Origin of the sequence: Algoriphagus halophilus, from assembly GCF_900129785.1 — a bacterium.
In the GTDB taxonomy this organism is placed as follows: domain Bacteria; phylum Bacteroidota; class Bacteroidia; order Cytophagales; family Cyclobacteriaceae; genus Algoriphagus; species Algoriphagus halophilus.
This window is the reverse complement of sequence record NZ_FSRC01000001.1, coordinates 837,679-863,070: the sequence shown is the minus strand read 5'-3', so window position 1 is coordinate 863,070 and position 25,392 is coordinate 837,679. Positions and strand designations below refer to the sequence as shown.

The following is a 25,392-nucleotide window of genomic DNA, read 5'->3' as shown; positions in this document are numbered from 1 at the left end:
ACGAATGATTTATCGTACAATTTATTTAAAAAATTCTTCTCTACTCCACTTCCAATCCCATTTCCAGCCTTTTTGTTCCAATAAAATCGGATGATAGGTCATGGCAGCTTTCGCTGAGCTCGCATTAAAAAATCGTTGATCATCTGTGAGAATCGCCTTCCACTGACCATCACTTTCCTGTTGGATCAAATCCATCACGGAAGAAGGAACTGAATCCGTAAAAGAAGCATCTTGCTTCAACAAGCGTTTCTTCAAACTCCAGTCCACCTCAAAACCTACACGTTGAACCTCGGGAGCCTGAACTCCTGGACTTTTCGCTTGTTCCTGAACAAAAAGTAAAAAGCTTCTCAACAAAGACAAACCGGGGTTTTGGAGATGGGAGGATCGAAAATCGATTGGCTCCAGACTGCTGATGACGTGCATTTTTTTCCTGGCCCTACTGATGGCCACATTCAGACGGTTTTCAGCACCTGACTTCCCGAGTAATCCGAAATTGGTTACCAACCTCCCTTCCCTATTGTGAGCATAGCCCAAAGAAAGGATAACCTGGTCAAATTCATCTCCTTGTACATTTTCGATATTTCGAACCTTGATCCCTTTATCCTGCACCCCCGAACTCCAAAGTACTTCCCGAATCAACTCCATCTGGAAATAATTGCCCGTCACCACCCCAATGGTGTCTTCAGGATAATTCAACACTACATCTTTTACTTTTTCCAATACCGCTTCGGCTTCCTGTCTATTGATTTGATTTTCCCATATGCCTTCTACTTTTTGCCAGGTAAATGCTGCATGTTTGCATCTAACTGTACCATAATCAGGCAAAGTTTCTAGTTGATTTTCGTAGAAATGTGAATTGGAAAAATGGATTAATGCAGGATCCGTAGATCTGTAATGCCCTTTTAACTGTCGCTTTTCAAAGAAGTATCCAGCCAGTTCCAGCAATGATTCCGATTCAAATGCCACTCCCTCCTCCTCTGAGTCCCATTTGACTTGATAGAAATCAGAAGGCTTTAACTGCTTGGAATCCCCAGCAATTACTACCTGCTTTCCTCTTAACATCGCAGGCAGCCCTCTCTCCACTTGGCATTGTGAGGCTTCATCAAATATTACCAAATCAAATATGCCTTGGGAAATATCCTGGGTTGGAAATACCGCTGAGACCGTTTCGGGACTGGCCAACCAACAAGGCAAGACACGGAACACCTCCTCTCCCAACTCACTGATCACTTTACGAACTGGCCATTTTTGACGCTTTTTATTGACTTGATGTGCTAATTCCCGATAGGTTACTCGGTTCCCCAATCGATTAAACTCAAGACCGGAACTCATATGCTCCCGAAGCCGGAGCATAGCCACATCTTTGGCCATCGCTCTTTTTTCCAAAATAGCAGTTTTCAGTTCCTGCATTTGATGGAATAGCTTCATGCCACCAGCCTCAGCAAGAACTGGATTCCTTTTCTCGATTTCTGAAATCCAACTAGAATACCAAGCGTTCTCAAACACCTCAACCTGAAACTCAGTGTCAACTTTTGGATACTCCCTCTGTAAATTTTCGGCAATTTTCCTTTTCGATAGCTCCCAGTTTTCTAAAAATTGATCAAATGCCTTCAACTCGGATAATTCCTGAAATAAATTCGCATGAGGAACTTTCTGTTTCCGGAACAAAATCTCTCCGATTTGCCAAGGAGAAAAATACATTTTCCAGGACATCATTTGTTTTTCAAAGCTGTGGACCTTTCTCTGTACCTGTTTTAGAAAGATGGAAAGCTCTTCAGGCTTCTTTTCAAATTTTCTCCAATTGTGGAAGGATTCTAACACCGGAATATTTATCCATAATTCTTCCCAATAGAGTAGTTCATTCAATTCCTTTTGGTGCTTTTCTAAACTTTCTAAGGAGAGGTTCAGTGTTGAAAAACTAGGAAGAGCAGTAATTTCAGATGCCATGTCGGCTAATTGATCCAATTCATTCAACAACACTCTTAGGTTTTGAAGATTGAATTTCAATCCATTTTGGTCTAACCAAGCAGCAATGTTTGGATACTTACCCTTTGCAAAATAAAGCATCCATCGATCCTTCCAATGTTGAAGCTTCTCTTTTAACATGACAGACTCCTCCATTACGGCAGGCAAATTTTCTGGCAGATTCAGGGAGAGGGAATCCAATCGGTTTTTTGATAATTTGGTCCATTCCTGAATCTTTTTCAGTTCCTTTTTCCTTTTTGGAAATAGCATCAATTCCAAAGCAAGTGAAGGATTTCCCAATTGGTCGAACCCTTGAATCACTTCTTCCAGCTTATCTGAAATGGCATCATTCTCCAACATGTATTTCAGTACCCCCTCCCAGCTTGTCTGATCAGAATGCTCAGGAATATTTTCTGTATAAAAATTATCCAGTGATACCAAGATTTCTTGGACAGAAGCGAAATGTTGAGAATCAACATGAGCAAAAGAGTTTCTATGTTTCCAAAAGGTCGAGGTGAATTTTTCTGAATAGGATTTAAAAATTCGAAACTCACTTTTAAATTCATTGGCTTCTTCCCAGTTCAATTGAAGCAGTCCAGCATCATGGAGCAACCTTGGGCTACTGGAACCTCCAGACATCAAATACATGGCCTTGATGGGCAATCCCGCTTGAGTACTATCCAGTAAACTCTCCCTTAAATCTTCAAATTTGGAAGAAAGTGATTCAATCATTTTGGACCGAAGTGAAATTTCCCTCTCCAAATGCATGGAGTCAATCCCTCGGTTTAATTCCTGATACTGTTCTATAGAATCAATCTGTTTTTTGATTTTTGCGAACAGTTCCTTTTGATCGGCTCTATAATCATGGACCAAGGCCAAGAACTCTCCAAAACCTGCCTTATGCATTCGCTCATACACCACATCCAACGCCGCTCGTTTTTGGGAAACCACCAACACCTTTTTTCCTCTGGAAATGTAATCTGAAACCAAATTCGCAATGAGCTGGGATTTCCCTGTTCCCGGAGGCCCCTCTACTACCAGACTTTTCCCCTTCCGCACGGAATGTAATACCTGCTCCTGCGAAGAATCCAAAGGAAAAACCGGAAACAGGTTGGACTCCTTAGGATCAGGCAATTCAGCATCCAATGCAAAGAACTCCTGAAACACCTGTTCTAAATCATGATTTCCATAATGCTCCAATAGGTATTCATATTCCTTAAACAGAAAACTTTCTTTTTGCCCATATTGCCCAAGCAGAGCATAGGGTTTCAAACTGATTTTTCCATCCTTGAATTGATCTTGATCCAAAGACTTCTGGGAATTTGGAAAAAAATGAATCTTGTCTTCAAAAAGTGCAGAATGAAGTTGAATAGAGAATGTATCCTGAATCAATTTGGACAGGCCAGTTCTAAATTCCATGGGATCTTTGGACAGGGAGTTTAGTTGCTCCTCTAGTTTTTCAACATCCAATTCATGTTGGTAAGCCAATTGATAGGCCAATAAAAATGCAGGATTGATCTGCCACTCGCCTTGAATGCAGAGGTTCCATTGTTCTTTTTCTTTCCGAATGGCTACCGGATGCATCAGCAATGGCGCTCTAAGCACCTGCCCATTCATCATCTTGCCTTCTACAAAAAGCCAAGCAATAGCCAAGGTATGCTCCCCGGTTTCCTCTTGGGTCAACTGGTCCCTAAACTGTAATTTGGAGAGTGCCTTGGAAAGTTGGTTGCTGGAAGTTTGTCGAGGGTCAGCTATTGGAATAAGAAAAATAGATTTCTTTCCTTGAATCGCTTTTCTTATGATCTCAAAAGCTGGCTCCCCATTTAGGAAATCAAATTCTTGAAGATCTAGAAATCCACTTCCTTCAACTTTGGGGATGTACAGCGACTTGTTTTTTGAAGACAAGTCAGTCAATCTATTCAGGTAGTTTTGAAAGATCGATTCTCCCATTTATTTAAAAGGCGAATCTGGTTCCTTGGCCATTTCCCGATAAACCATACCATCCATGATTCCGGGAATCCACTTATTTAAAAATACGGCGAGTTTGCCTTGGGTGGTTAAGACTAAATCTCTTTTCCTCTTTTTGGTAGCTTTCAAAATGGCATCTGCCACATCTTCTGGGGACATCATATTTGATTCATCTCTGGGTGATTCACCTTGAGAAGCCCCATGGGCCGTAAGTGCATTGTTCCGAATATTGGAAGCAGTAAATCCCGGAGACGCAACCAAAACATGGACTCCGTTATGCATGACTTCCGTTCTAAGCGATTCAAAAAATCCATTCATCGCATATTTACTAGCCGTATATGCAGTCCTGGCAGGAGTTCCTCTAAATCCATTAATGGAAGAAATCCCAATAATAGAACCTTTGTTTTCCATAATAGAAGGTAAACAATATTTCGTCGCGTAAATAGTTCCCCAAAAATTGGTGTCCATTACCTTCTTAAAGACATCCAAATCCAGATCCTGAAATAAGGCCCGCATGGAAATCCCAGCATTATTGATCAAAATATCGATTCTACCATAGACGGCTAATACTTCATCAGCCATTTTTTGGTTATCCAATTCAGAAGCAGCGTCCGCCAAAATTGCCAAAACATCAATTCCTGCTTCTTCCAGGATTTCTCTTTCAACCGCTAATTTCTCAGCATTTCTGCCTGTAATAGCAATTTTTGCACCTTCTCGACCAAATGCATACGCGCAAGCAGCACCAATTCCTGAAGTTGCTCCTGTAATTACGACGACTTTGTTCTTAAATTCCATGGGTTTACGATCTTACAAAGATAGTCAAAACAAAAAAAATGAAAGGATCGTGCCACCTTTTAAACATGGATTTTCTTTGGCCCTATGTTTTTCCCTAATTTTGCGCCCATGTCGCGGAAAATGAAAAATAAAATAGTCACCAATCTTCAAATCGAACGAATTGCTTCGGAAGGTAAATGTGTGGGACATCATGATGGAAAAGTCGTGTTTGTATCCGGTGTTGCACCTGGAGATGTGGTAGATGTTAGAATTACGAAAGGAAAGAGTTCCTTTATGGAAGGAGAACCTGTTGCCTTCCATCAATATTCTAAAGATAGAATTGACCCTTTTTGTTCCCACTTCGGCACTTGCGGTGGCTGTAAATGGCAACATATTAATTATGACTTGCAAAAAACCTACAAACGACAACAGGTGCTGGACCAATTTCAGCGAATCGCAAAAGTAGCACTACCGGAAGTACTACCTACGCTAGGTTCCGAACAAATCCAATATTATAGGAATAAATTAGATTTTACCTTCAGTAATAAGAAATGGCTTACTCTGGAGCAAATCAGGTCAGAAGAAGATTTTGATCGAAATGCCTTAGGTTTTCATATTCCCAAAATGTTTGATAAGATCATAGATGTAGATCATTGTTATTTACAAGGTGGAATTTCCAATGATGTTAGAAATGAATTGAGAAGTTTTGCCCTGGAAAATAAGTTGTCATTCTATGATATCCGAAATCAGGTGGGATTGCTAAGAAACCTGATCATTCGCACTACCAGCACCGGACAAACCATGGTCATTGTGCAATTCGGAGAATCTGACCCCGAGTCAATTGATCAAGTGATGGATTTCCTGAAAAACAGATTTCCTGAAATCACCTCTTTGCTCTATGTAATCAATACAAAGGGAAATGAAACATTTCATGATTTAGAGTTAGTGACTTATGCCGGACTTCCCTATATCGAGGAAGAAATGGAAGGCTTAAAATTCCGAATCGGACCGAAATCCTTTTATCAAACCAATTCAGAACAAGCCTACGAACTCTATAAAGTGGCCAGAAACTTTGCCGATTTGAAGGGAGATGAGGTAGTATACGATTTATATACAGGGACAGGAACCATTGCCAATTTTGTAGCCAAAAAAGCGAAACAGGTGATCGGAGTGGAATATGTGGAAGCAGCAATTGAGGATGCCAAAATCAATTCTCAAATCAACGGCATTGAAAATACCCTGTTTTATGCGGGTGATATGAAGGACATCTTAAATGAAGAGTTCATTCAAAACCATGCTGCGCCAGATGTCATCATTACGGATCCTCCTAGAGCGGGAATGGATGAAAAAGTGGTTCAGATGCTGCTTCGCCTAGAAGCTCCAAAGGTGGTTTATGTTTCGTGTAATCCTGCTACTCAGGCAAGGGATGTAGCACTTTTGGCTGAAAAATACGATGTCGTAAAAATCCAACCTGTAGATATGTTTCCACAAACCTACCATGTGGAAAATGTGATCTTGTTGACCAAACGAACTTCTTAAATTGGATGATCTCCAATTCTGAATAGGCCAACAAAACTGGTGGATGGATGAATTGCATTCCTGGAATTTGTTGACCAAGGTCCAAACCTGATTTAAATCAAGTTTTCAAGCCCTAACTTTTCCAAAAAACTGGGTTAAATTTAAGTGTGCCTCCATCAATCTGAAAGAGGCACACTCCTTTAACCTGAGTTTATCACATGTGGGAAAACTTTGATCTTTGGAAATTTTTAGCCGGACTTGGGCTGTTTCTTTATGGAATGTCCCAATTGGAAAATGGTGTCAAAGAATTAGCCGGAAGAAGGTTCAAAGTTTTTATTAAAAAACACACGAAAAACAAGTTTAAGGCTATTCTGACCGGGACTGTGGTGACCGCCTTGTTACAAAGTAGTTCGGTGGTATCGCTCATGCTTCTTGCTTTTGTAGGAGCAGGAGTGATCAGCATGAAAAATGCGTTAGGCATCATCCTAGGCTCTAATCTGGGCACCACTTTTACCGGTTGGCTCGTAGCCACATTAGGTTTCAAAGTAGACATCGAGCATTTCATCATGCCTTTTATAGCCTTAGGAGGTTTATTGGCAGTACTTTTTCCGAAACGCCCTCAGCTCTTCAACACAGGACTTTTAATTCTGGGATTGGCCTTTCTCTTTCTTGGCCTGTCCTTTATGAAGGATAGCATTTCTTACTTAGCTGAAAATTTTGATATCAGCATCTTTGCAGATTATGGTCCCTTCGTATTTTTATTAGTTGGGTTTTTCTTTACGGCTCTGATCCAATCCAGTTCTGCTACCATGGTGATCACTTTAAGTGCTTTGAATGCTGGAATCATTGAATTTCATGCAGCTGCAGCCTTGGTCATCGGTGCTGATTTAGGAACCACTATCACTGTATTATTGGGAGGGTTTCAAGGGACTGTTTCCAAGAAAAGAGTTGCTCTAGGCCATTTCTTATTTAATTTGGTCACAGATATCCTTGCGTTTCTATGCATGGGAATGTTAATCCTATTTATTACCGATGTACTCCATATTCAGGATAAATTATTTGGACTGGTAGTCTTTCACAGCTTGTTTAACCTTTTAGGGATCATCGTATTTTTCCCATTCTTGAAACAGTTTGCTGATTTCCTGAATAATAGGTTTTCAAGCGGAGACGAGCGAATAGGAAAATTCATCCATGACACACCTGTTGAGGATCCCGAAATCGCTTTGGAAGCTTTACGAAATGAAACCGGACACCTGATTCAATTGGTTCTTAATTTATGGAGGATGGCATTCCTACAACAAGAAAACAAGGTCTCCAATCCAAAAAGCAGGAATTTTTTTAAACCAAAAGAAAGATTCAAGGACTATTATTATCAAATCAAGCAACTCCATGGTGAAATGATTAACTTCTATGGTGATATTCAAAAGCAGTCTTTAACGGAGGAGGAATCTCTGAAGCTCTCGAGAAGTATTTCAGCAACGGGAAATGCACTATATGCAGCAAAAGATATCAAAGACATTGAACTTGATCTTTCCAATTTCCGAAAGTCAGGCAACGGGACCCTCAATACTTTATATTCCCAATTCAATGAGGTGAGTCATATGATGATTAACCGGACTGAACAATTTCTATTGTCAACAGAAGAAGGTTTGTTTTTAGAAGACTTAGGAAAACTGATGCTGGACAACCAGAAGAATTATGATAAAATGTTGGAAATGGTCTATGATCATTCCAATAGGAAACATTTGGAAGAAGAAGAGATTGCCACGGTTTTAAATGTTAATAGAGAGCTGTACTCTTCTTGCAAGTCCATCATTTTAGTGCTCAAAGATCAAAAGTTGAACCCAGAGCAGGCAGTCCAATTTGAAAGTCTACCTCCATTTAGATAATTTATTGCTATTTATTATTCAATAGTGCCCTGAGAAAATCTAGCTTTTAGTTTTTATAACCACAAACTTGACTCGTGATCAAACCAGCAAAACTTTCTATAGAAGAGCTGTTAAAAAGCTTCCAAGTAGATCCTACTAAAGGGTTGACCGAAGAAGAAGTTTTGAAAAGAAGGTCAATCCATGGTTTGAATCAGATTCAGCCCGCAAAAGCTCGCTCTGCTTGGAGCATTTTCATCGCTCAATTTAAAAATCTGATTGTAGGGCTGTTAGTGGTTGCGGCACTTGTTTCTTTCTTTTTCGAAGATTATTATGAAATGATTGCCATACTGGCGGTGATCCTAATCAATGCTGTGATCGGCTTTATTTTGGAATCCCAAGCTAACCGGTCCATGCATGCACTAAAGGCACTGGAGCAACCCACTTCAAAAGTTATTCGGGAAGGTAAAGTAATTCAGATTCCATTTCAAGAATTGGTTCCAGGGGATTTACTGTCCGTGGAAGCAGGAGACCTAATTGGAGCGGATGCCCGGATTTTAAAAACCAATGCACTTGAAGTAAATGAATCTGCCCTTACTGGTGAGTCTTTGCCCACCATCAAACAAACTGCTGCAATTCCAGAAGATGTTTCTATAGGAGATCAAAGTAACATGATCTTTAGAGGAACGTCCGTGACGAGAGGTAATGGATTGGCCGTGGTGGTATTCATTGGAAAGGAAACTCAAATTGGAAATGTTTCTTCCATGATTGAAGAGGCACAAGAAGAAGAACTTCCCCTCAATAAAAAACTGAACAAGTTCAGCAAAACTTTAATCTGGTTGAGTTTTGCTATTATGATCCCTTTCGTCGGTATTGGACTTCTTCAATCCAAGGAACCCTATCTATTGATCGAAACAGCCATCGCCCTGGTTGTAGCAGCCATCCCAGAAGGATTACCCATTGTGGCGACCATTGCGCTTGCCAGCGGCATGCTTAGGCTTTCCAAAAAGAAAGTGCTTGTCAGTAAACTGGCTGCGGTAGAAACACTGGGAAGCACCAATATCATTTTAACCGATAAAACTGGAACCCTGACGGAAAATCACTTAAAAGTACTGGAGACACTTCCAGAATTATCAAAATTAAACCAATCCGAAAATTTACTGACCACCTTGGTTTTGTGTAACAACGCTGAGCTTAATGATCAAAATACAGATGTTGGAGATCCTGTTGAAATCGCATTACTGAAATGGGCGGAAGAAATTGAACCTAATTCAATTCAAGAAATCAGGTCTGTTTGGACCAAAACCGATGAACTCCCTTTTGAAAGTGAAACCAGAATCATGACCACTTTTCATCAAAAAGGAAAAGAGCTTCGTGTTTCTTTGAAAGGGTCCACTACTGAAGTGCTTAAAAAATGTAAGTTTTTTGAGGATGAGGGAGCAATCAAAAACCTGAATGAAACCGGCATCCAATATTGGTTAGAGCAAACAGACCTGCTTTCTGCAAAAGGGTTGAAGGTCTTGGCAGCAGCTTTCCAGGTCCTTGAAGAATCAAGCCCAACTAAGGAAACCCAATTTATACTAGCTGGACTGGTAGGGCTTCAGGACCCTCCCAGACATGATGTGTTAGACTCCATTACTGAATTCAAAAACGCTGGGATCCGGGTAGTCATGGTTACTGGTGATCACCCTGAGACTTCTAAAGCGATTGCCAAAGCGATTGGATTGATGGATCAACATGATCAGCATGTTATTCAGGGAAAAGACCTATTATTTGATTCAGAAAAGGCTGCTGAGATCTTAGATACCTCTGTTTTTTCAAGAGTAAGTCCGGAACAGAAGCTTCGATTAGTAGCGTTTTATCAATCTCAAAATATGGTAGTAGCCATGACAGGAGATGGTGTGAACGATGCTCCTGCCCTAAAAAAAGCAGACATAGGTATTGCCATGGGGCTCAGAGGAACCGAAGTTGCCAAGGAAGCTGCAGACATGATTTTACAAAATGATTCATTCACCTCCATCACAGATGCCATTAAACAAGGCAGAATCATATTCAACAACATCAGAAACTTCGTTATTTTTCTGCTTTCCTGTAACCTAAGTGAGATTCTAGTGGTGTCAAGTGCAGCATTTTTAAACTGGGGCTCTCCTTTACTTCCACTGCAAATCCTCTTTCTCAACATCGTCACGGACGTTTTCCCTGCCCTAGCCTTGGGAATGGGTCAAGGAACTAAAAAAGATGTACTACAAGAACCTAGAACCATCAATGAACCTATTTTGACAAAAGCTTATTGGAGGTCTTTGATAGTTTATTCACTGACCATCACTTTGAGCATTCTGGGAGTTTATGCATACGCATCTTTCCAATTAGGGCTTAATGAGATCCAAACCAACAACGTAGCCTTTTTTACCCTGGCTTTTGCCCAACTGTTCCATCCTTTCAATTTGATCAAAAGAGGGGCTCCTATATTCCAAAACAGCATTGTAAGAAACCCCCATCTATGGGCCTCTATTATCTTCTGTTCACTGCTATTATTGGGGGCTAGTTTGATCAGTCCTATCAACCAACTTTTGGAACTTTCCTTCCCCGAAAAAGAGATGTGGAATCTCATTTTTATAGGTAGTTTATTACCCATCCCCCTGATCCATTTTTTCAAATTTTTGAAACTGATCAATTAAGTTTTTGAGCGCAAAATATTTCCAAAGAATGGGATCAAAAAGAAGCAATCAAGTGAGGTTATTTTTAAAAAATTTTTGGCTGAAAATCCCCATGAAATTGATGTAAAAAAACGGCTCAATTTTCAGATCAAATCAAGTGGCAATATTCTCTCAATTTATTCAATTCAAATAAACATGGAAATTGAGTCAAAATTGTCCGTACTTTGTTCTCAAAGGTTATCCAAAAAGGAAGTAAAAAATGGAATGAAAAAGCGGAACCTTGGTAGAAAAATTTGTGAATAAAAGACTCGAATAAAAATGATTTCAGATTTCAACGATCCAGAATTAAGCGGAAAATATTTAGGCACCATTACTCAGGATTTTGTGAAAATTTCTGACACTTTAAAGGAAGCCTCCTATCAGGTACGCTCTAGAAAATTTTCGGATTATCCGATTTTCCCAATCTCAAAAGAGATGCAACCCATTGGTAAAATATTTTTAGGCAAGGCTGAAAAAGACTTGGATTGGAACTATTTCATCACCTATGTAGATGAGTTTGTTCAGCGGAAATTAATCTCTGAGGAAGCACTCGAAGACTTTAAGAAAGCCTACAAAGACCCAGATGAGTTCTGCTGCCTATTTGTCATGGATGGGGCTTTCACCAGTTTTGTCTACGTACCTTACCCTAATGAATAGGCTATCTAAGTAGCATAAAAAAAGCTTTACCTTTGATTTAGGTAAAGCTTTTTTATTTACTGGATTTCAACACAATATACAAATCTATTTTAAGTCATAATTGACTACTTAAACTACTTAGAATTGCAAATTTTGAACACGAAGTTCATACTTAAGTAGTTTAGAAATGCTTCCAGCCCTGCGCCTTGATCTGTACGGCAGTTCCACTCTTTGTAACCAGGTATTTTCCTTCTGCTTCTTTTGTTATATGACCGATGAAATGGATATCTGGATGCTTTTCCAACTTCTTAAAATCCTTCTGATCGATGGTGAAAAGTAACTCATAATCCTCACCTCCATTTAGGACACAGGTGATGGGATCCAAGTTCAATTCCACTGCAGTATCAAATGTTTGCTTGTCGATAGGAAGCTTGTCCTCATAGATGGTTGCCCCTACCCCAGAAGCTTTGCAGATATGGAAAATTTCCGAAGCAAGTCCATCCGAAATATCCATCATACTAGTGGGTACTACACCTAGCTCTCCCAGCTCATGCACGATGTCCATTCTGGCATCAGGCCTGAGTTGTCGGCCGGTAACAACGGTGTATTTTTCCAGGTCAGGTTTCATGTCCGGATTGGCCAAAAACACCTGCTTTTCCCGCTCTAAAATTTGGAGTCCAACCAAGGCTGCACCAAGGTCTCCAGTGACACAGAGTATGTCATTTTCCTTGGCTCCGGAGCGGTAGGAAACCTGTTCTTTTTTTGCCTCTCCAATGGCCGTAATTGAGATCGCCAAACCGGATCTGGAAGCGGTGGTATCCCCACCGATTAAGTCCACTCCATAATGGTCACATGCCGCATAAATTCCTTCATATAATGCCTCCACTGCTTCCAATGAAAAACGGTTGGAAAGTGCGATGCTGACGGTGATTTGTTTAGGGATCGCATTCATGGCAGCGATGTCCGAAACGTTCACTGCAACGGCCTTAAATCCCAAGTGAGGTAGCGGTGCATAGGAAAGATCAAAATGTACTCCTTCCATCAACAAATCTGTGGAGACTACTTTTACATGGTCTCCAGCTTCAATCACCGCTGCATCATCTCCTATACCTTTGAGAGAGGATGAATTTTTGATAATTACTTTTTCGTTGAGATGGTCAATTAAACCAAACTCTCCCAAATCACTAATTTCTGTTCTTTTCTCTGACATATTATTTTTACAAGGTAACAAGCCCAAAGTCCAATGCTTTTAAAGCAAAACCATTGAGCTGATTATTGTTTACTTTTTACTTTTTTCTGCTATGCTGAAATCTCCTGGCAGAGTTCTACCAAAACACCATTGGTGCTTTTAGGGTGCAAAAATACCACTAATTTATTGTCCGCACCTAGTTTTGGCGTTTCATTCAGGATTTCGAACCCTTCCGATTTTAACCTTTCAACCTCAGCATGAATATCTTCCACATCAAATGCGATATGATGGACCCCTTCTGACTTCCGGTCAATAAACTTGGCAATAGGACTGTCCTCCCGAGTTGCCTGAAGCAATTCTACCTTCGTTTCTCCAACTTGGAAAAATGAAGTTTCAACCCCCTCACCTTCTACACGCTCGGTCTTGAAATGCTCTTTTCCCAATAAGCGCGCAAAAAGTGCATTGGATTCTTGGAGATTGGAAACAGCAATACCTATATGTTCAATTTTCTTCATTTTTAAATTTCTTATATTTGCCATTGAATTATTTTCAAGTAGCTGATGTTGCCATCACTACTGAACCATTGAATATAAAGTAAAAGCATAAAGATATGATAATCGTTTCTGACAAAGCCAAAGAGCGAATCCTTGAACTCAAAAGAGAAGAAGGTCGCCAAGAAGGAGAAAACATCAGAGTTTCTGTGAAAGGTGGTGGCTGCTCAGGTTTGATGTATGACTTGGGTTTTGATGCCAATACAGTAGAAACCGATCATGTATTTGAAGATAAAGGAGTAAAAATCATCGTAGACCGAAAAAGCTTATTGTACCTCGCTGGCACTACCTTGGAATTTACAGATGGGTTAAACGGAAAGGGATTTCAGTTTATTAATCCAAATGCCTCCAGAACATGTGGATGTGGAGAAAGCTTCTCCATCTGATTCATAATATCGCTTAAATCGCTTAAATAATAGAAAAGACAGCCTTAAAAGCTGTCTTTTTTTCATTTGTAAGGATTTACCTTTCCTTTTTCAATTTCCCATTCCCCAAAATCCACCTCATTCCTTACCTTTGCACACGTTAAATTTTACCCAAATTATGGAAGATCAAATCAAAAAAATTCAACTCAACGACCTACACCTCGCCATTGGAGGCAAAATGGTACCATTTGCAGGTTACAATATGCCCGTTCGGTATAGCTCGGATAAAGAAGAACATCTTTGTGTAAGAAATGGAGTGGGCGTTTTTGATGTATCTCATATGGGAGAGTTTATGGTGGAGGGCCCAGAAGCCTTGAACCTGATTCAAAAAGTAACTTCAAATGATGCTTCCAAACTGATCAATGGGCAAGCACAATACTCTTGCTTTCCAAATGAAACAGGTGGAATTGTAGATGACCTGATTGTCTACAAATTTGAAGATCAAAAATACATGCTGGTAGTCAATGCTTCCAACATCGAAAAGGATTGGGCTTGGGTAAACAAGTTCAATACCATGGGAGCCAAATTGACCAATATTTCAGATGAGATTTCTCTTTTCGCCGTACAAGGACCTAAAGCCATCGAGGCAGTTCAAGCACTAACTCCTGTAAATCTTTCTGAAGTAAAATTTTATCATTTCACAGTTGGTGAATTTGCCGGGGTAAAGGATGTGATCATTTCTGGAACTGGATATACCGGAGCCGGCGGATTTGAAATCTATGTCAAGAATGAGGATGCTGAACACGTGTGGAAAGCCATATTCGAAGCAGGAAAAGATTTTGACATCAAGCCTATCGGATTAGGGGCAAGAGATACCTTGAGATTGGAGATGGGATATTGCCTTTATGGTAATGACATCACAGATACCACCTCTCCCCTAGAAGCAGGCCTAGGTTGGATCACCAAGTTCACCAAAGAATTCACCAATTCAGAAGCTTTAAAAGCCCAAAAAGAAGCAGGTGTTTCTAGAAAACTGGTAGGTTTTGTCATGCAAGAAAGAGGAATTCCAAGAGGCCACTACCCTATTGTGGATGCTGATGGGGAAACCATCGGAGAAGTAACTTCAGGAACTCAATCCCCTAGTATGGAAGTAGGAATAGGTTTGGGATATGTAAAAACCGAATTCGCCAAACCTGGGACCGAAATTTTCATCCAAGTAAGAAATAAAAACCTAAAGGCATTGGTAGAAAAGCTGCCTTTATTGAAGACTCAATGAGAAAAGTAGAAATCTGCTTTAGCCCAGAATTAATTCATTTACATTCATTGCAAGGTAAAATCGTGGTGGTGGTCGATATTTTTCGGGCCACCTCCACCATGATTTCCGCATTGGCTAATGGGATAACAGAGATTAAAACGTTTGCGGATTTGGAAGAATGCAGAAGTATGAAATCTCAAGGATACCTGATTGCCGGTGAAAGAAATGGATTGACTGCACCAGGTTTTGAACTGGGAAATTCTCCAGTGGCCTATTTAAATGAAGCCTATTCGGGGAAAAAATTGGCGATGACCACTACCAATGGAACCTTGGCAATTTCCAAATCAGCTGAAGCAGATGAGGTTTTAATTGGTGCTTTCCCAAACCTAAGTGCCACCATTCAATACCTTCAGGGAAAAGAACAGGACGTTTTGATCCATTGTGCGGGTTGGAAAGGCATGTTTAACCTAGAAGACTCTTTGTATGCCGGAGCCTTGGTAAAAAGCCTGGAATCAAGCCATGAGCCATCTGAGGACGGGGCTTTGGCAATGAAAGCATTGTTTGAAAAAGAGGGCCATGATTTAAAGGGATTTTTATCAAAAGCCTCTCATGCCAAAAGACTTCAGAATCACAACATTGAATCAGACATCGATTTTTGTTTAACCCTTGACTTATTTTCCATGATTGGAAAGGTAGAAAATGGGACTTTAACCGGCAGTGAAATCTGAATCACTTAGCCAAAATCCCTCCATCAATCGTATAAGCGGCACCTGTAATCCAAGAAGCTTCATCAGACACTAAAAAAAGAGCAAGCGATGCGATGTCTTCCGGCTTTCCTAATCGCTTCATCAGCGTACTTTCTGCGGTTTGCTGAACAATCGTTTCCGGGTTTTCAAAAGCTTTTGCAGAATCCCAAATCAGGGGGGTATCCACCGGACCGGGACAAATGGTATTCACACGGATTTCCGGCCCATAATCCACCGCCATTTCTTTTACTAAGGCCACTAGAGCCGCTTTACTAGCACAATACCCCGCATGGTTAGGGAAGCTTTTAAAAGCAGCAATAGAACTATTGGCCAATATCGTTCCCCCTCCTTGCTTCTGCATCTCAGGAATTGCAAATCGGGATAAATAAAACACTGCATTCAAATTGGTAGCAAAGGTCTCTTGCCATTCTTCCAGAGAAACCTCAGTCACAGACCCTAATCCTAATTTTCCAGCATTGGTTACCACCATATCAAGTTGTCCGAATTGCTTGATTGCAGTTTGGACGAGCAATTCATTCACCTCTATTTTTCCTACATCACCCTCCACAAAAACTACCTTGCCCCCATGCAGTCTCAAACTTTTTTCCAGTTCCAACCCCACCTCTAAATTCCTACCACTGATGACTAAAGATGCTCCTTCCGCAGAAAATCGTTCTGCCATGGCCTTCCCCATTCCACTGGTAGCTCCGGTGATGATCGCAGTTTTTCCTTTTAACCTCATATTTTATAAATTTCTTTCGTTTGAAAAATAGACCAGATAAGTTCCCAAAGCAAAAATTATAGGAGACAAAAGATGGCTTTCCTCTTTATCTTACAATTAGCTTTATTAATGATCGCAAGGAAATACCGGTTAAATAAACTAGATTTTAACTTGCTTAAACCTGATTTAACTTTCTTTTCAAACTATCATCTAACCCATGCCTCGCATATTCACTTTCCTATTCCTTATTACTTTCTGTATCTCAGAAAACCTCCTTGCTCAAGATTCTGAGGACAAAAAACCAAACATACTTTTTATCGCGATTGATGACCTTAGGTCTGAATTAGGTCATTATGGAAATACCCAGATTCAAACACCGAACCTTGATCAATTAGCTGCCTCGGCAGTCAGTTTCACCAATCATTTTGTGCAAGTACCCACCTGTGGTGCCTCCCGAGCAGCAATGCTGACGGGCATGCGCCCGAGGAGAACCGCAGAACTCAGCAACCTCATTATGCAAAATGAATTTTCCGGTAGAGCCGAAAATGAAATACCAGAGACCTTTATCCATCATCTAAGAAGAAATGGGTACCATACGGTAGGTATTGGGAAAATCAGTCATTCTGCAGATGGATATGTGTATGAATACGAGGAAGAGGTTTCTACCAAAAGGGAATTACCCTATAGTTGGGACGAATTGCTTTTTGATGCAGGAAAATGGGAAACAGGTTGGAATGCATTCTTCGCCTATGCCGATGGTGAAAACAGGCAAAGCATGAACAAGCAAGTGAAGCCTTATGAAGCTGGGGAAGTAGATGATTTAGGTTATCCTGATGGCCTGACAACACAACTTGCGCTTGGGAAACTCAGGGAATTAAAAGACCAGGACAAGCCATTTTTTCTAGGAGTGGGATTATTCAAACCTCATCTTCCTTTTACCTCTCCAAAAAAGTATTGGGACTTATATAACGAAAACACCATCCCGATCGCAGCTAATCCCAACAAACCTCAGCATGTTTCTGAAAGCAGTTTATTGCCTAGTGGGGAATTTAATCAATATGCCTTAGGTGATGAGCATCCAGACTTAGAAACTGTGGCTTCTGAAGCTTATGCCAAAAAAATCAAACATGCCTATTATGCTGCTGCTAGCTATTCAGATGCACAGGTGGGATTGATATTGGACGAATTAAAAGCGCTGGACTTGGAAAAAAACACCATTGTCATCGTCTGGGGAGATCATGGATGGCATTTAGGGGAGCAGCAGATCTGGGGAAAGCATACCCTATTTGAAAATGCCTTAAATAGTGCTTTGATCATCAAAATCCCTGGAAAAGAAGAAAAAGCCAGACTTGAAAACAGTATCGTGGAATCGGTAGATATTTACCCTACCCTCATAGAATTAGCTGGAATTGAATCCCCCTATGATTTGGACGGAGAAAGTTTAGTTCCTTTGATTGAACAAGTAGCAACACCCATCAATCAAACCGCATATGGCTATTTCAAAAGAGGTATTACGGTAAGAAATGACCGGTACAGACTCACAAGGTATTTCCGAAACCAGGAACCTATTATTGAGCTTTATGATCATGAAAATGACCCTTTAGAAACCATCAATGTTGCTGCTCAAAACCCCGACATTGTCCAAAATCTCATGCCTTTACTGGAAAAAGGAAACACAGGGTTATATGAAAACCAAAACAGTGATCATTGACTTTTAATAGTGATCATTGACTTTTAATTTATTTTTTTTCAACTTATTAAAAACTTTTTAGTTATGATATCTTTTCTGGGGAGTTCTGAATTTGGTCGTGTTTTTTGGCTGGCTATGGATTGGCTCTTCTCTTCTTTTTAAAAGAAGGAGTAATAAACCAATCGAAACAAGACTCTATTCTGTAGTATTCATCTTAGGTCTAGTGAGTATACTGACAAGTAATTCAAAAAATGAGCGTGACGATCAGAAAAGCCCCGATCTGCCTGCTACTATGGAACATTTGGAGCTAAAAAGTACATTCACTCACCACCTTGATATCACTATCATACGAGATAAAGCATCTAACCATCTATTGCCTCAATTCACCCATGCCCAATTAACTGGATTTGTGGCAGGATTAAATTGGCGTCTTATGGGCTTAAATGAAGTTCAAAACCAACTTCAAATTAGTGGGGTGCTATCCTGGAAGTTAATGGGATTCGAATTGTACAATCAGCCTCAAACCTTTACCATCGATAACGATGAAAAGAATTAAACGCTTTTCACTTCAATTTTTCATTGTTTTTGTGTCGGTCCATATCACGGATATTCTTCTTCTCTAAATTCTTTTTTAAAGCTTCAGTCAAGTCTACTCCAGTCTGATTAGCAAGGCACATCAATACCCAGAGTATGTCTGCCATTTCATCTCCCAGGTCTTTTCCTTTATCTGATTCCTTGAAGGATTGTTCTCCATAGGTTCTGGCCATAATCCGAGCCAACTCCCCCACTTCCTCCATTAAAATGGTCATATTGGTCAATTCATTGAAGTACCGGACTCCTACCGTTTTGATCCAATGATCCACCTGTTCTTGAGCTTCCGAGAGCGTAATTTCTTTTTTCATCTGATTTTTCAATGGTTCCTAAAATAGAATATTAAAAGTACCAAGCTTGTGAACAGTAGAAAACAAATCTGCTTTTTTATCTTGCTTTATCTTTCTTAATAATTATCCCCTCTCCTATGTCTACCATGACAAGTGATTTATTAACTTTTACACTTTCTGTTTTCACAGGATTTTTTGCGATTATGAATCCAATTGCAAATGTCCCTATTTTCTCTTCCTTAGTTGAGGATGCAGACAAAGAGACTAAACGAAAAATCAGTAAGAAAGCTACTACTGTTGCATTCCTGATAGTATTTATTTTCGTTTTGTTAGGGAAGTTCATTTTTGAGTTGTTTGGCATAACCATTCCTGCCTTTAAGATTACAGGTGGGTTATTGATTTTTTTTGTGGGCTTTGAAATGCTTCAGTCAAAAAAATCTACCGTGAAGCATCTCAAAGAAACTGCTTTTGATGAGAATATTGCTATTTCCCCCTTAGCCATCCCCATCCTAGCTGGTCCTGGCACCATTGTAACTGCTATGAACTTCGTTTCTTCCGGCGATTTCATTCATATAGGGATTGTAATAGCAGTTTATGCCATCATGTGTATTCTGACTCATTGGGCATTTCGGTTGGGAGATAAACTGGTGCTTCGCGTAGGTAAGAATGTCATCACAGTAATCGGAAAAATCATGGGTTTAATCATTGCCATTATCGGAACCAGTATGATTATAGAAGGGATTAAAGTGGCATTCGACATCCAAGTATCAGGAATAAACTAATTTCAAAATCCAATGAAAGCACTCCTCTATGAATCGTTTCAGTCCACTCCTAAAATCACCAAGGTGAAAGACCCTACTCCCAGTTCAGACGGAGTAGTGATTGAAGTGAAGGCGACTGGGCTTTGCCGATCTGATTGGCATGGATGGATGGGGCATGATGAGGATATTGAATTACCCCATGTTCCGGGACATGAATTTTCAGGCATTATCTCAGCTATAGGTAAGGATGTAAAAAACTGGAATATTGGTGACCGCGTCTCTGTTCCTTTTGTTTGCGCCTGCGGAACCTGCCCTGAATGTGCTTCAGGAAACCATCAAGTCTGCGATGCTCAATTTCAACCTGGATTTACCCATTGGGGTTCCTTTGCTGAATATGTTGCCATCGATAGAGCAGATGTTAATTTGGTTGCTTTACCTGAACAGATTAGCTTCGAAACCGCAGCAAGCCTAGGATGTAGGTTTGCCACCTCCTTTAGGGCAGTAGTAGCACAGGGCAAAGTGACCGGCGGTCAATGGCTGGCTGTCCATGGATGCGGAGGAGTTGGGCTTTCTGCAATTATGATTGCCAATGCCCTAGGAGCCAATGTAATCGCCATCGATATTGATGAGGAGAAATTGAAATTGGCAAAATCAATCGGTGCAGTTTACAGCATCAATAGTCTGAGGGACCTAAACCCAGTCGAACAAATCATAGAGATCACAAAAGGAGGAGTACATGTGTCAATAGATGCATTGGGAAGCCCTACCACTTCTTTTAATTCCATTGCTAACCTGCGAAAAAGAGGAAAGCATATCCAAGTCGGCCTCATGCTGGGAGATGATAAACATGCTGCAGTCCCCATGAACCAAATACTTTCCAAGGAGCTGGAAATTTATGGGAGCCATGGCATGCAAGCTTATAAGTATCCGGAAATGTTGGAGATGATCTTGCAAAACAAAATGAACCCTGAATTATTGATAGGCCAGCATATCCGTCTGGACCAAGCCATTGAGGAATTGACTGAAATGAATAAATTTAAAGGAACTGGCATTACCATCATCAATTCCTTTTAACTAGTTCCCCTATGAATCCAAAGCCAAGTTCCATTGAAGAATACATTTCTTGGTTTCCCTCAGAAATACAGGAGAAACTTCGCATCATTCGGGAAACACTAAAAAAAGCGGTCCCTGAGGCGACGGAAGTCATCAGCTACCACATGCCCGCTATCAAAACAACCGAGGTATTGGTCTATTATGCAGCGATGAAAAATCATTTGGGGTATTATCCTACCAATCAACCCATAGAAGAATTCAAAAAGGAACTGGAAGGATTTCATACTTCGAAAGGAGCTATCCAAATTCCCTATTCTGCAGATTTACCCTTAAAGCTGATTGCTGATATTGCCATCTTCAGGAAGGAAATAGCGAAGCAAAATGCTGAATTGAAAAAAATGAAGAAAAAAGCTAGGTAAAGGGTTACCCTAATACTTTTTGGACGGCATTCAACAGGGAGTCTACCTCTGATTTCTGGTTATAAATATGTGTGGATATACGGATCGCGTTGATTCCTCCCTCTGGTACGATCCTAATTCGAAATCCTTCTTGACTAATTTCACGATAGGCCACCTCGTAATCCTTGTTTTTGGGTTTGAAGGAAACCATACAAATCCTGGATTCAGGCTCTTTTGGAGTAATAATTTCTACCTGATTATTCATCTCTGCCAAGCCATCATATAGCTGCTGGTTCAGATCCCGGATCCTGGATTCTATTTTTTCCCTACCGATTTCCTGATGAAAATTGATGGCGGCTACTACTCCTTTGATCATCGGTAAACTTTGGCTCCCATAATCATAACGATGAGCTGTGTTCACATATCCATTCAGCTCTAAGGGCACTTGATGCAGATCATATCCAGTTTCGGAATATGCGCCTACCTGAAATGCCTGCAATTGATCTAATAATTCTTCTCGAACATATAAAAATCCTGTCCCATTTGGACCCAATACCCATTTATGATAGCTGCTGGCATAAAAATCAACACCCAGCTCTTTTAAATTCAAGTCAAAGGTTCCTGCTCCATGGGCTCCATCAATTGCCGTGTAAATTCCTTTGCTTCTGGCAAAATCCGCGATCTCTTGAATAGGCATGACCAATCCAGTCGTACAGGTAACATGGGGAATGGCAATTACTTTTGTTTTGGGAGTAACCAGACTTTTAATCAAATCAAGGTTTTCCTCCCGTGTTTTTCCTGGCTCAAAAGGTTTCAGCACGATCCCATGTAATTTTGCCCTATTCAACCAAGGAATGGCATTTCCTGCGTGTTCATGGTAGGTAATCAGCACTTCATCTCCTGCCTTTAACGGCAAACCCCAAACCATGATATTAATCCCTTCGGTCGTATTATGAGTCAATGAAATTTCTGATTCCTTGATTCCAACAAAATCTGCCAACTGGGCTCGTAAAGGAGCAATATGCCCATATTCCCCAGAAGTATTCGTTTGTTCAAATGAGTCTTGCAATGCGTCTAAAACAACCTTAGGAGAAGGTCCAAATGTTCCATTATTCATATAAATGCGACTTTTAGTCAATGGAAATTGTTCCCTCACTTGCTCCCAAAACTCTTCCCCTCGAAGAGCTGGATTTAATCCATTTGCCTGAACCTCCCGGAAACCTACGAGTCCAGGAGCAATCACTCCGAGACCTAGTTGTTGCAAAAAGGATCTTCTACTCTTCATATCAGTTGGTTTTGAAATTCAAAAAAAATAGAATTTGATAGGGTTGATCAAATACTAATGAGCTTTAAATATAGAATAAAAATAATCTTTGATCTCCCCTCTTATTCAACAGATAGTAAAGAAACATACAAAATATCGACTTTCCTCCTTGATAAGAACTATCCTAGAACCACTTCAAATTATCAGGGATTTATCCTTTCAAAACATCGAAAATAATTGCATTTTAAATCTTTATTCAATCCTATAACCCAAGATGCCGCAATTCCTTTTTATTCTTTTTTTTACTTTTTTCTCAACTCTCAAGGTAGCGGAAGCACCTGAAATCTTTACCTCTGATCTTTATGCAAAGGAAAAAGAAAGAGTGGTTCGATTGGCAGAAAAATATGCCACATACAAACCCATTACTGTAACAGCTGAACAAAGCCCTAGAAGTGCAGGGGGAATTCATGATTTTTATTCGGAAGGGGATTATTGGTGGCCGGACCCTTCAAACCCATCCGGGCCTTATATTCAACGCGACGGACTCACCAATCCAGATAATTTCACTGCCCACCGAGAAGCCATGATCCGATTCAGTCAGATTTCCGGCGCATTGGCCTCGGCCTATTTGGTCACAAACGAAGCAAAATATGTACAAGCTTTAGCTCCTCACTTGAAAGCTTGGTTGATTGATGAAGACACCAAAATGAACCCGAGCCTACTTTATGCCCAGGCGATCAAAGGGAAGGTGACAGGAAGAGGAATTGGCATCATTGACACCATTCATTTGATGGAAGTGGCAAAAGCAATCGAAGCTGTTGAAAATTCAGGAGTGATTACAAAATCAGAGATTCAGCAAATGAAAGAATGGTTTGGGGCTTACCTTGAATGGATGACTACTCACTCCTATGGAATCGATGAACGAGATCATGGAAATAATCACAGTGTTTGTTGGGCCATGCAGGCAGCAGTCTTTGCCAAGCTAGTAGGAAACCAAGAAGTCCTGGATTTCTGTAAAGAGATGTATAAAAAGGTACTGCTTCCAGATCAAATGGCCCCTGATGGAAGCTTTCCTTTGGAACTCAAGCGTACCAAACCTTATGGTTATTCCCTATTCACTTTGGATGCTATGGCTACGCTTTGCCAGGTATATGCAGAGGAGCAGGAGCCTCTATTCCAATATCAAACCTCTGATGGAAAGTCTTTGGAACAAGGAATCACATTTTTATTTCCCTATGTAAAGGATAAAAACTCTTGGCCTTATCAACAAGATGTCATGTTTTGGGAGGAATGGCCCGTTCGGCATCCCTTTCTGTTGTTTGGCGGTATGGCTTTTGAAAAAGAGGACTATTTACAACTATGGAATCAACTGGAGGCGGACTTTGATACTCCGGAAGTGGTCCGAAATATGCCTGTAAGATTTCCTTTGTTATGGGTTTCCAAAAATAAAATAAACAGGCAACATCCGACTCCCAATTCTAATGCACAACTTCAACAATTCATTTCCGAAGGATTTGTCAGCTACAAGGATTTCGGGGCGATCGGAGATGGGGAAACGGACGATATGGATGCGATCATCGCTACTCATGAGTTTGCCAATGAGCATGACTTGAAGGTAAAAGCAAATGACAATTCAACCTTTTATGTGGGAGGATCGGATAAAACCGCAATCATCCAAACAGATACTGACTTTGGTTCAGCCAGTTTTATCATTGATGACCGAGCCGTCCAAAATCGTACGGCTCCGGTTTTTCTGGTCAGTTCTAAGTTACAATCCTATCCATTGGAAGGAATTTACAAACTCAAAAGAAACCAAGAGAAACTGGAGGTCTCATTCCCTGCACCAAGCCTAATCACCGTTACCAACTCCAACAAAAAACAATACATCCGCTTTGGATTAAACCAGAACAATGGTGCTTCACAGACAGATATTTTTCTAGTAGACACAGAAGGGAATGTGGATATGAATGCCCCCATTATCTGGGATTTTGAGGAAATTACTGATATCAAGGTGTTGCCGATAGATGAAAATGTTCTCAATATCAAAGGCGGTAAGTTCACTACCATCGCGAATCAGGAAGAATCCAAGTACAATTATTATAGCCGAAATATCTCCATCAAACGATCCAATGTGGTGGTCGATGGATTAGAGCACCGAGTGATTGGCGAAGGTGACCATGGTGCTCCCTATGGTGGATTCCTGAACATCAGTAACTGCGCGAATGTCACAGTCCAAAACACCATATTAACCGGTCATAAAACCTATCAAACCATTGGCAATGCCGGTAAACCCGTTTCCATGGGAAGCTATGATATTTCCGTCAGCCGAGCATTGAATGTTTCCTTTATTAACTGTAGTCAAACCAATGACATTGACGATCCCACTTATTGGGGAATCATGGGGTCTAATTATTGTAAAAATCTGTTGTATGACCATTGTACCCTCTCCCGATTTGATGCGCACATGGGGGTAGCTAATGCTACGATCCGTAATTCGACGATGGGACATATGGGAATCAATGCGATTGGAAGTGGGACCCTGCTTGTTGAAAACACCACTATCAGAGGAAGAAGTGTGATCAATTTACGTTCTGATTATGGCAGCACTTGGCAAGGAGCATTCATCATTCGTGACTGTACCTTTATTCCAAATGGAGGTAAACCATATAGTGCTTCCCTGATTAATGGGTATAATTCTGGCCAGCATGACTTCGGTTATACCTGCTACATGCCTGAAAAAATCACATTTGAAAACCTGAAAATCGAAGACTCCAATCATCCAGAGGGTTATCAAGGTCCTGCCATTTTTCACAATTTTAATCCTGAAAATAGTGATGCTTCCTATCAGGAAAAGTTCCCCTATGTAATCACAAAAGAGGTCATTTTAGATAATGTGACTACTTCCAGTGGGAAAGAGTTAAGATTAAGCGAGAATCCCTATATGTTTAGAACTGTGAAGTTGGTTACCAAATAAAACATAGGTTGAATGGACCTTTGGCTTCCCGGTTAACCGTTAGCCAATAACTTACTTCATAAAATTTCCTATTGGACCAGATTTCAAAGCCAACATGCTTTAAGTGAAGTCTTCGTTGTTAG

20 protein-coding genes are annotated in these 25,392 nt (G+C 40.5%); 13 read left to right on the top strand and 7 right to left on the bottom strand.

Annotated elements, in window-relative coordinates; genetic code table 11:
• Window positions 1–21 precede the first annotated feature (21 nt).
• Together BUR11_RS03640 and BUR11_RS03635 are read right to left on the bottom strand one after the other, a co-directional pair.
• A complete protein-coding gene (locus BUR11_RS03640; RefSeq protein WP_074223451.1) occupies window positions 22–3,915 on the bottom strand; it encodes an AAA domain-containing protein in 3,894 nt (1,297 codons plus the stop codon).
• The gene (locus BUR11_RS03635; protein ID WP_074223450.1) at window positions 3,916–4,728 is read right to left on the bottom strand and encodes an SDR family oxidoreductase; all 813 of its coding nucleotides are present in this window, start codon (window positions 4,726–4,728) and stop codon (window positions 3,916–3,918) included.
• A gap of 108 nt (window positions 4,729–4,836) precedes the next feature.
• Here BUR11_RS03635 and rlmD point away from each other — a divergent pair, with 108 nt between their 5' ends.
• The 4 genes from rlmD (at window position 4,837) to BUR11_RS03610 (ending at window position 11,443) form a co-directional block, all read left to right on the top strand.
• Window positions 4,837–6,246 (top strand): 23S rRNA (uracil(1939)-C(5))-methyltransferase RlmD, encoded by a 1,410-nt coding sequence (rlmD, locus tag BUR11_RS03630; protein ID WP_074225101.1) that lies wholly within the window; start codon window positions 4,837–4,839, stop codon window positions 6,244–6,246.
• Between the two features lie 197 nt (window positions 6,247–6,443).
• Window positions 6,444–8,114, top strand: a complete 1,671-nt coding sequence (locus BUR11_RS03625) for a Na/Pi cotransporter family protein (RefSeq protein WP_074223449.1) — start codon at window positions 6,444–6,446, stop codon at window positions 8,112–8,114.
• A 74-nt stretch (window positions 8,115–8,188) separates the two neighbouring features.
• Window positions 8,189–10,768: a cation-translocating P-type ATPase gene (locus BUR11_RS03620; RefSeq protein WP_074223448.1), complete on the top strand. Its 2,580-nt coding sequence runs from the start codon at window positions 8,189–8,191 to the stop codon at window positions 10,766–10,768.
• A 297-nt stretch (window positions 10,769–11,065) separates the two neighbouring features.
• On the top strand, window positions 11,066–11,443 hold the full coding sequence (locus BUR11_RS03610) for a hypothetical protein (protein WP_074223446.1): 378 nt from the start codon (window positions 11,066–11,068) through the stop codon (window positions 11,441–11,443).
• 160 nt (window positions 11,444–11,603) lie between these two features.
• On the opposite strand, the gene thiL is transcribed toward BUR11_RS03610, so the two are convergent.
• Window positions 11,604–12,632, bottom strand: a complete 1,029-nt coding sequence (gene thiL / locus BUR11_RS03605; protein WP_074223445.1) for a thiamine-phosphate kinase — start codon at window positions 12,630–12,632, stop codon at window positions 11,604–11,606.
• Window positions 12,633–12,721: 89 nt separating this feature from the next.
• Window positions 12,722–13,126 (bottom strand): methylmalonyl-CoA epimerase, encoded by a 405-nt coding sequence (gene mce, locus BUR11_RS03600; RefSeq protein ID WP_074223444.1) that lies wholly within the window; start codon window positions 13,124–13,126, stop codon window positions 12,722–12,724.
• Window positions 13,127–13,221: 95 nt separating this feature from the next.
• Here mce and BUR11_RS03595 point away from each other — a divergent pair, with 95 nt between their 5' ends.
• The 3 genes from BUR11_RS03595 to BUR11_RS03585 all read left to right on the top strand — a co-directional run bounded on the left by BUR11_RS03595 (window position 13,222) and on the right by BUR11_RS03585 (window position 15,510).
• Entirely contained in the window at window positions 13,222–13,548 is a 327-nt protein-coding gene (locus BUR11_RS03595) for a HesB/IscA family protein (protein ID WP_074223443.1), read from the top strand.
• Window positions 13,549–13,705: 157 nt separating this feature from the next.
• Complete coding sequence (gcvT, locus tag BUR11_RS03590) at window positions 13,706–14,803, top strand: glycine cleavage system aminomethyltransferase GcvT (protein WP_074223442.1); 1,098 nt, start codon at window positions 13,706–13,708, stop codon at window positions 14,801–14,803.
• Window positions 14,800–15,510 (top strand): 2-phosphosulfolactate phosphatase, encoded by a 711-nt coding sequence (locus tag BUR11_RS03585; protein WP_074223441.1) that lies wholly within the window; start codon window positions 14,800–14,802, stop codon window positions 15,508–15,510. Before gcvT ends, BUR11_RS03585 begins: the two co-directional genes overlap by 4 nt.
• A 1-nt stretch (window position 15,511) precedes the next feature.
• Here the strand turns inward: BUR11_RS03585 and BUR11_RS03580 are convergent, their stop codons facing one another.
• On the bottom strand, window positions 15,512–16,270 hold the full coding sequence (locus BUR11_RS03580; RefSeq protein ID WP_074223440.1) for an SDR family NAD(P)-dependent oxidoreductase: 759 nt from the start codon (window positions 16,268–16,270) through the stop codon (window positions 15,512–15,514).
• Window positions 16,271–16,466: 196 nt separating this feature from the next.
• On the opposite strand from BUR11_RS03580, the gene BUR11_RS03575 reads away from it, so the two are divergent.
• Complete coding sequence (locus tag BUR11_RS03575; RefSeq protein WP_074223439.1) at window positions 16,467–17,960, top strand: sulfatase; 1,494 nt, start codon at window positions 16,467–16,469, stop codon at window positions 17,958–17,960.
• Window positions 17,961–18,162: 202 nt separating this feature from the next.
• The gene (locus BUR11_RS03570; protein ID WP_143185820.1) at window positions 18,163–18,495 is read left to right on the top strand and encodes a hypothetical protein; all 333 of its coding nucleotides are present in this window, start codon (window positions 18,163–18,165) and stop codon (window positions 18,493–18,495) included.
• 7 nt (window positions 18,496–18,502) lie between these two features.
• On the opposite strand, the gene BUR11_RS03565 is transcribed toward BUR11_RS03570, so the two are convergent.
• Window positions 18,503–18,841 (bottom strand): nucleotide pyrophosphohydrolase, encoded by a 339-nt coding sequence (locus tag BUR11_RS03565; RefSeq protein ID WP_234982078.1) that lies wholly within the window; start codon window positions 18,839–18,841, stop codon window positions 18,503–18,505.
• A gap of 116 nt (window positions 18,842–18,957) precedes the next feature.
• Between BUR11_RS03565 and BUR11_RS03560 the strand changes: the two genes are divergently transcribed.
• Genes BUR11_RS03560 through BUR11_RS03550 form a run of 3 tightly spaced genes read left to right on the top strand, consistent with a single transcriptional unit; the run spans window position 18,958 to window position 21,053 of the window.
• Complete coding sequence (locus tag BUR11_RS03560; protein ID WP_234982075.1) at window positions 18,958–19,602, top strand: MarC family protein; 645 nt, start codon at window positions 18,958–18,960, stop codon at window positions 19,600–19,602.
• Window positions 19,603–19,614: 12 nt separating this feature from the next.
• Entirely contained in the window at window positions 19,615–20,655 is a 1,041-nt protein-coding gene (locus BUR11_RS03555) for a zinc-dependent alcohol dehydrogenase family protein (RefSeq protein WP_074223437.1), read from the top strand.
• Window positions 20,656–20,666: 11 nt separating this feature from the next.
• A complete protein-coding gene (locus tag BUR11_RS03550; RefSeq protein WP_074223436.1) occupies window positions 20,667–21,053 on the top strand; it encodes an iron chaperone in 387 nt (128 codons plus the stop codon).
• A 4-nt stretch (window positions 21,054–21,057) separates the two neighbouring features.
• Here BUR11_RS03550 and BUR11_RS03545 read toward each other — a convergent pair whose 3' ends face one another.
• A complete protein-coding gene (locus BUR11_RS03545; RefSeq protein WP_074223435.1) occupies window positions 21,058–22,317 on the bottom strand; it encodes an aminotransferase class V-fold PLP-dependent enzyme in 1,260 nt (419 codons plus the stop codon).
• Between the two features lie 253 nt (window positions 22,318–22,570).
• Here BUR11_RS03545 and BUR11_RS21405 point away from each other — a divergent pair, with 253 nt between their 5' ends.
• The gene (locus tag BUR11_RS21405; RefSeq protein ID WP_084560854.1) at window positions 22,571–25,270 is read left to right on the top strand and encodes an alginate lyase family protein; all 2,700 of its coding nucleotides are present in this window, start codon (window positions 22,571–22,573) and stop codon (window positions 25,268–25,270) included.
• Window positions 25,271–25,392: the final 122 nt, after the last annotated feature.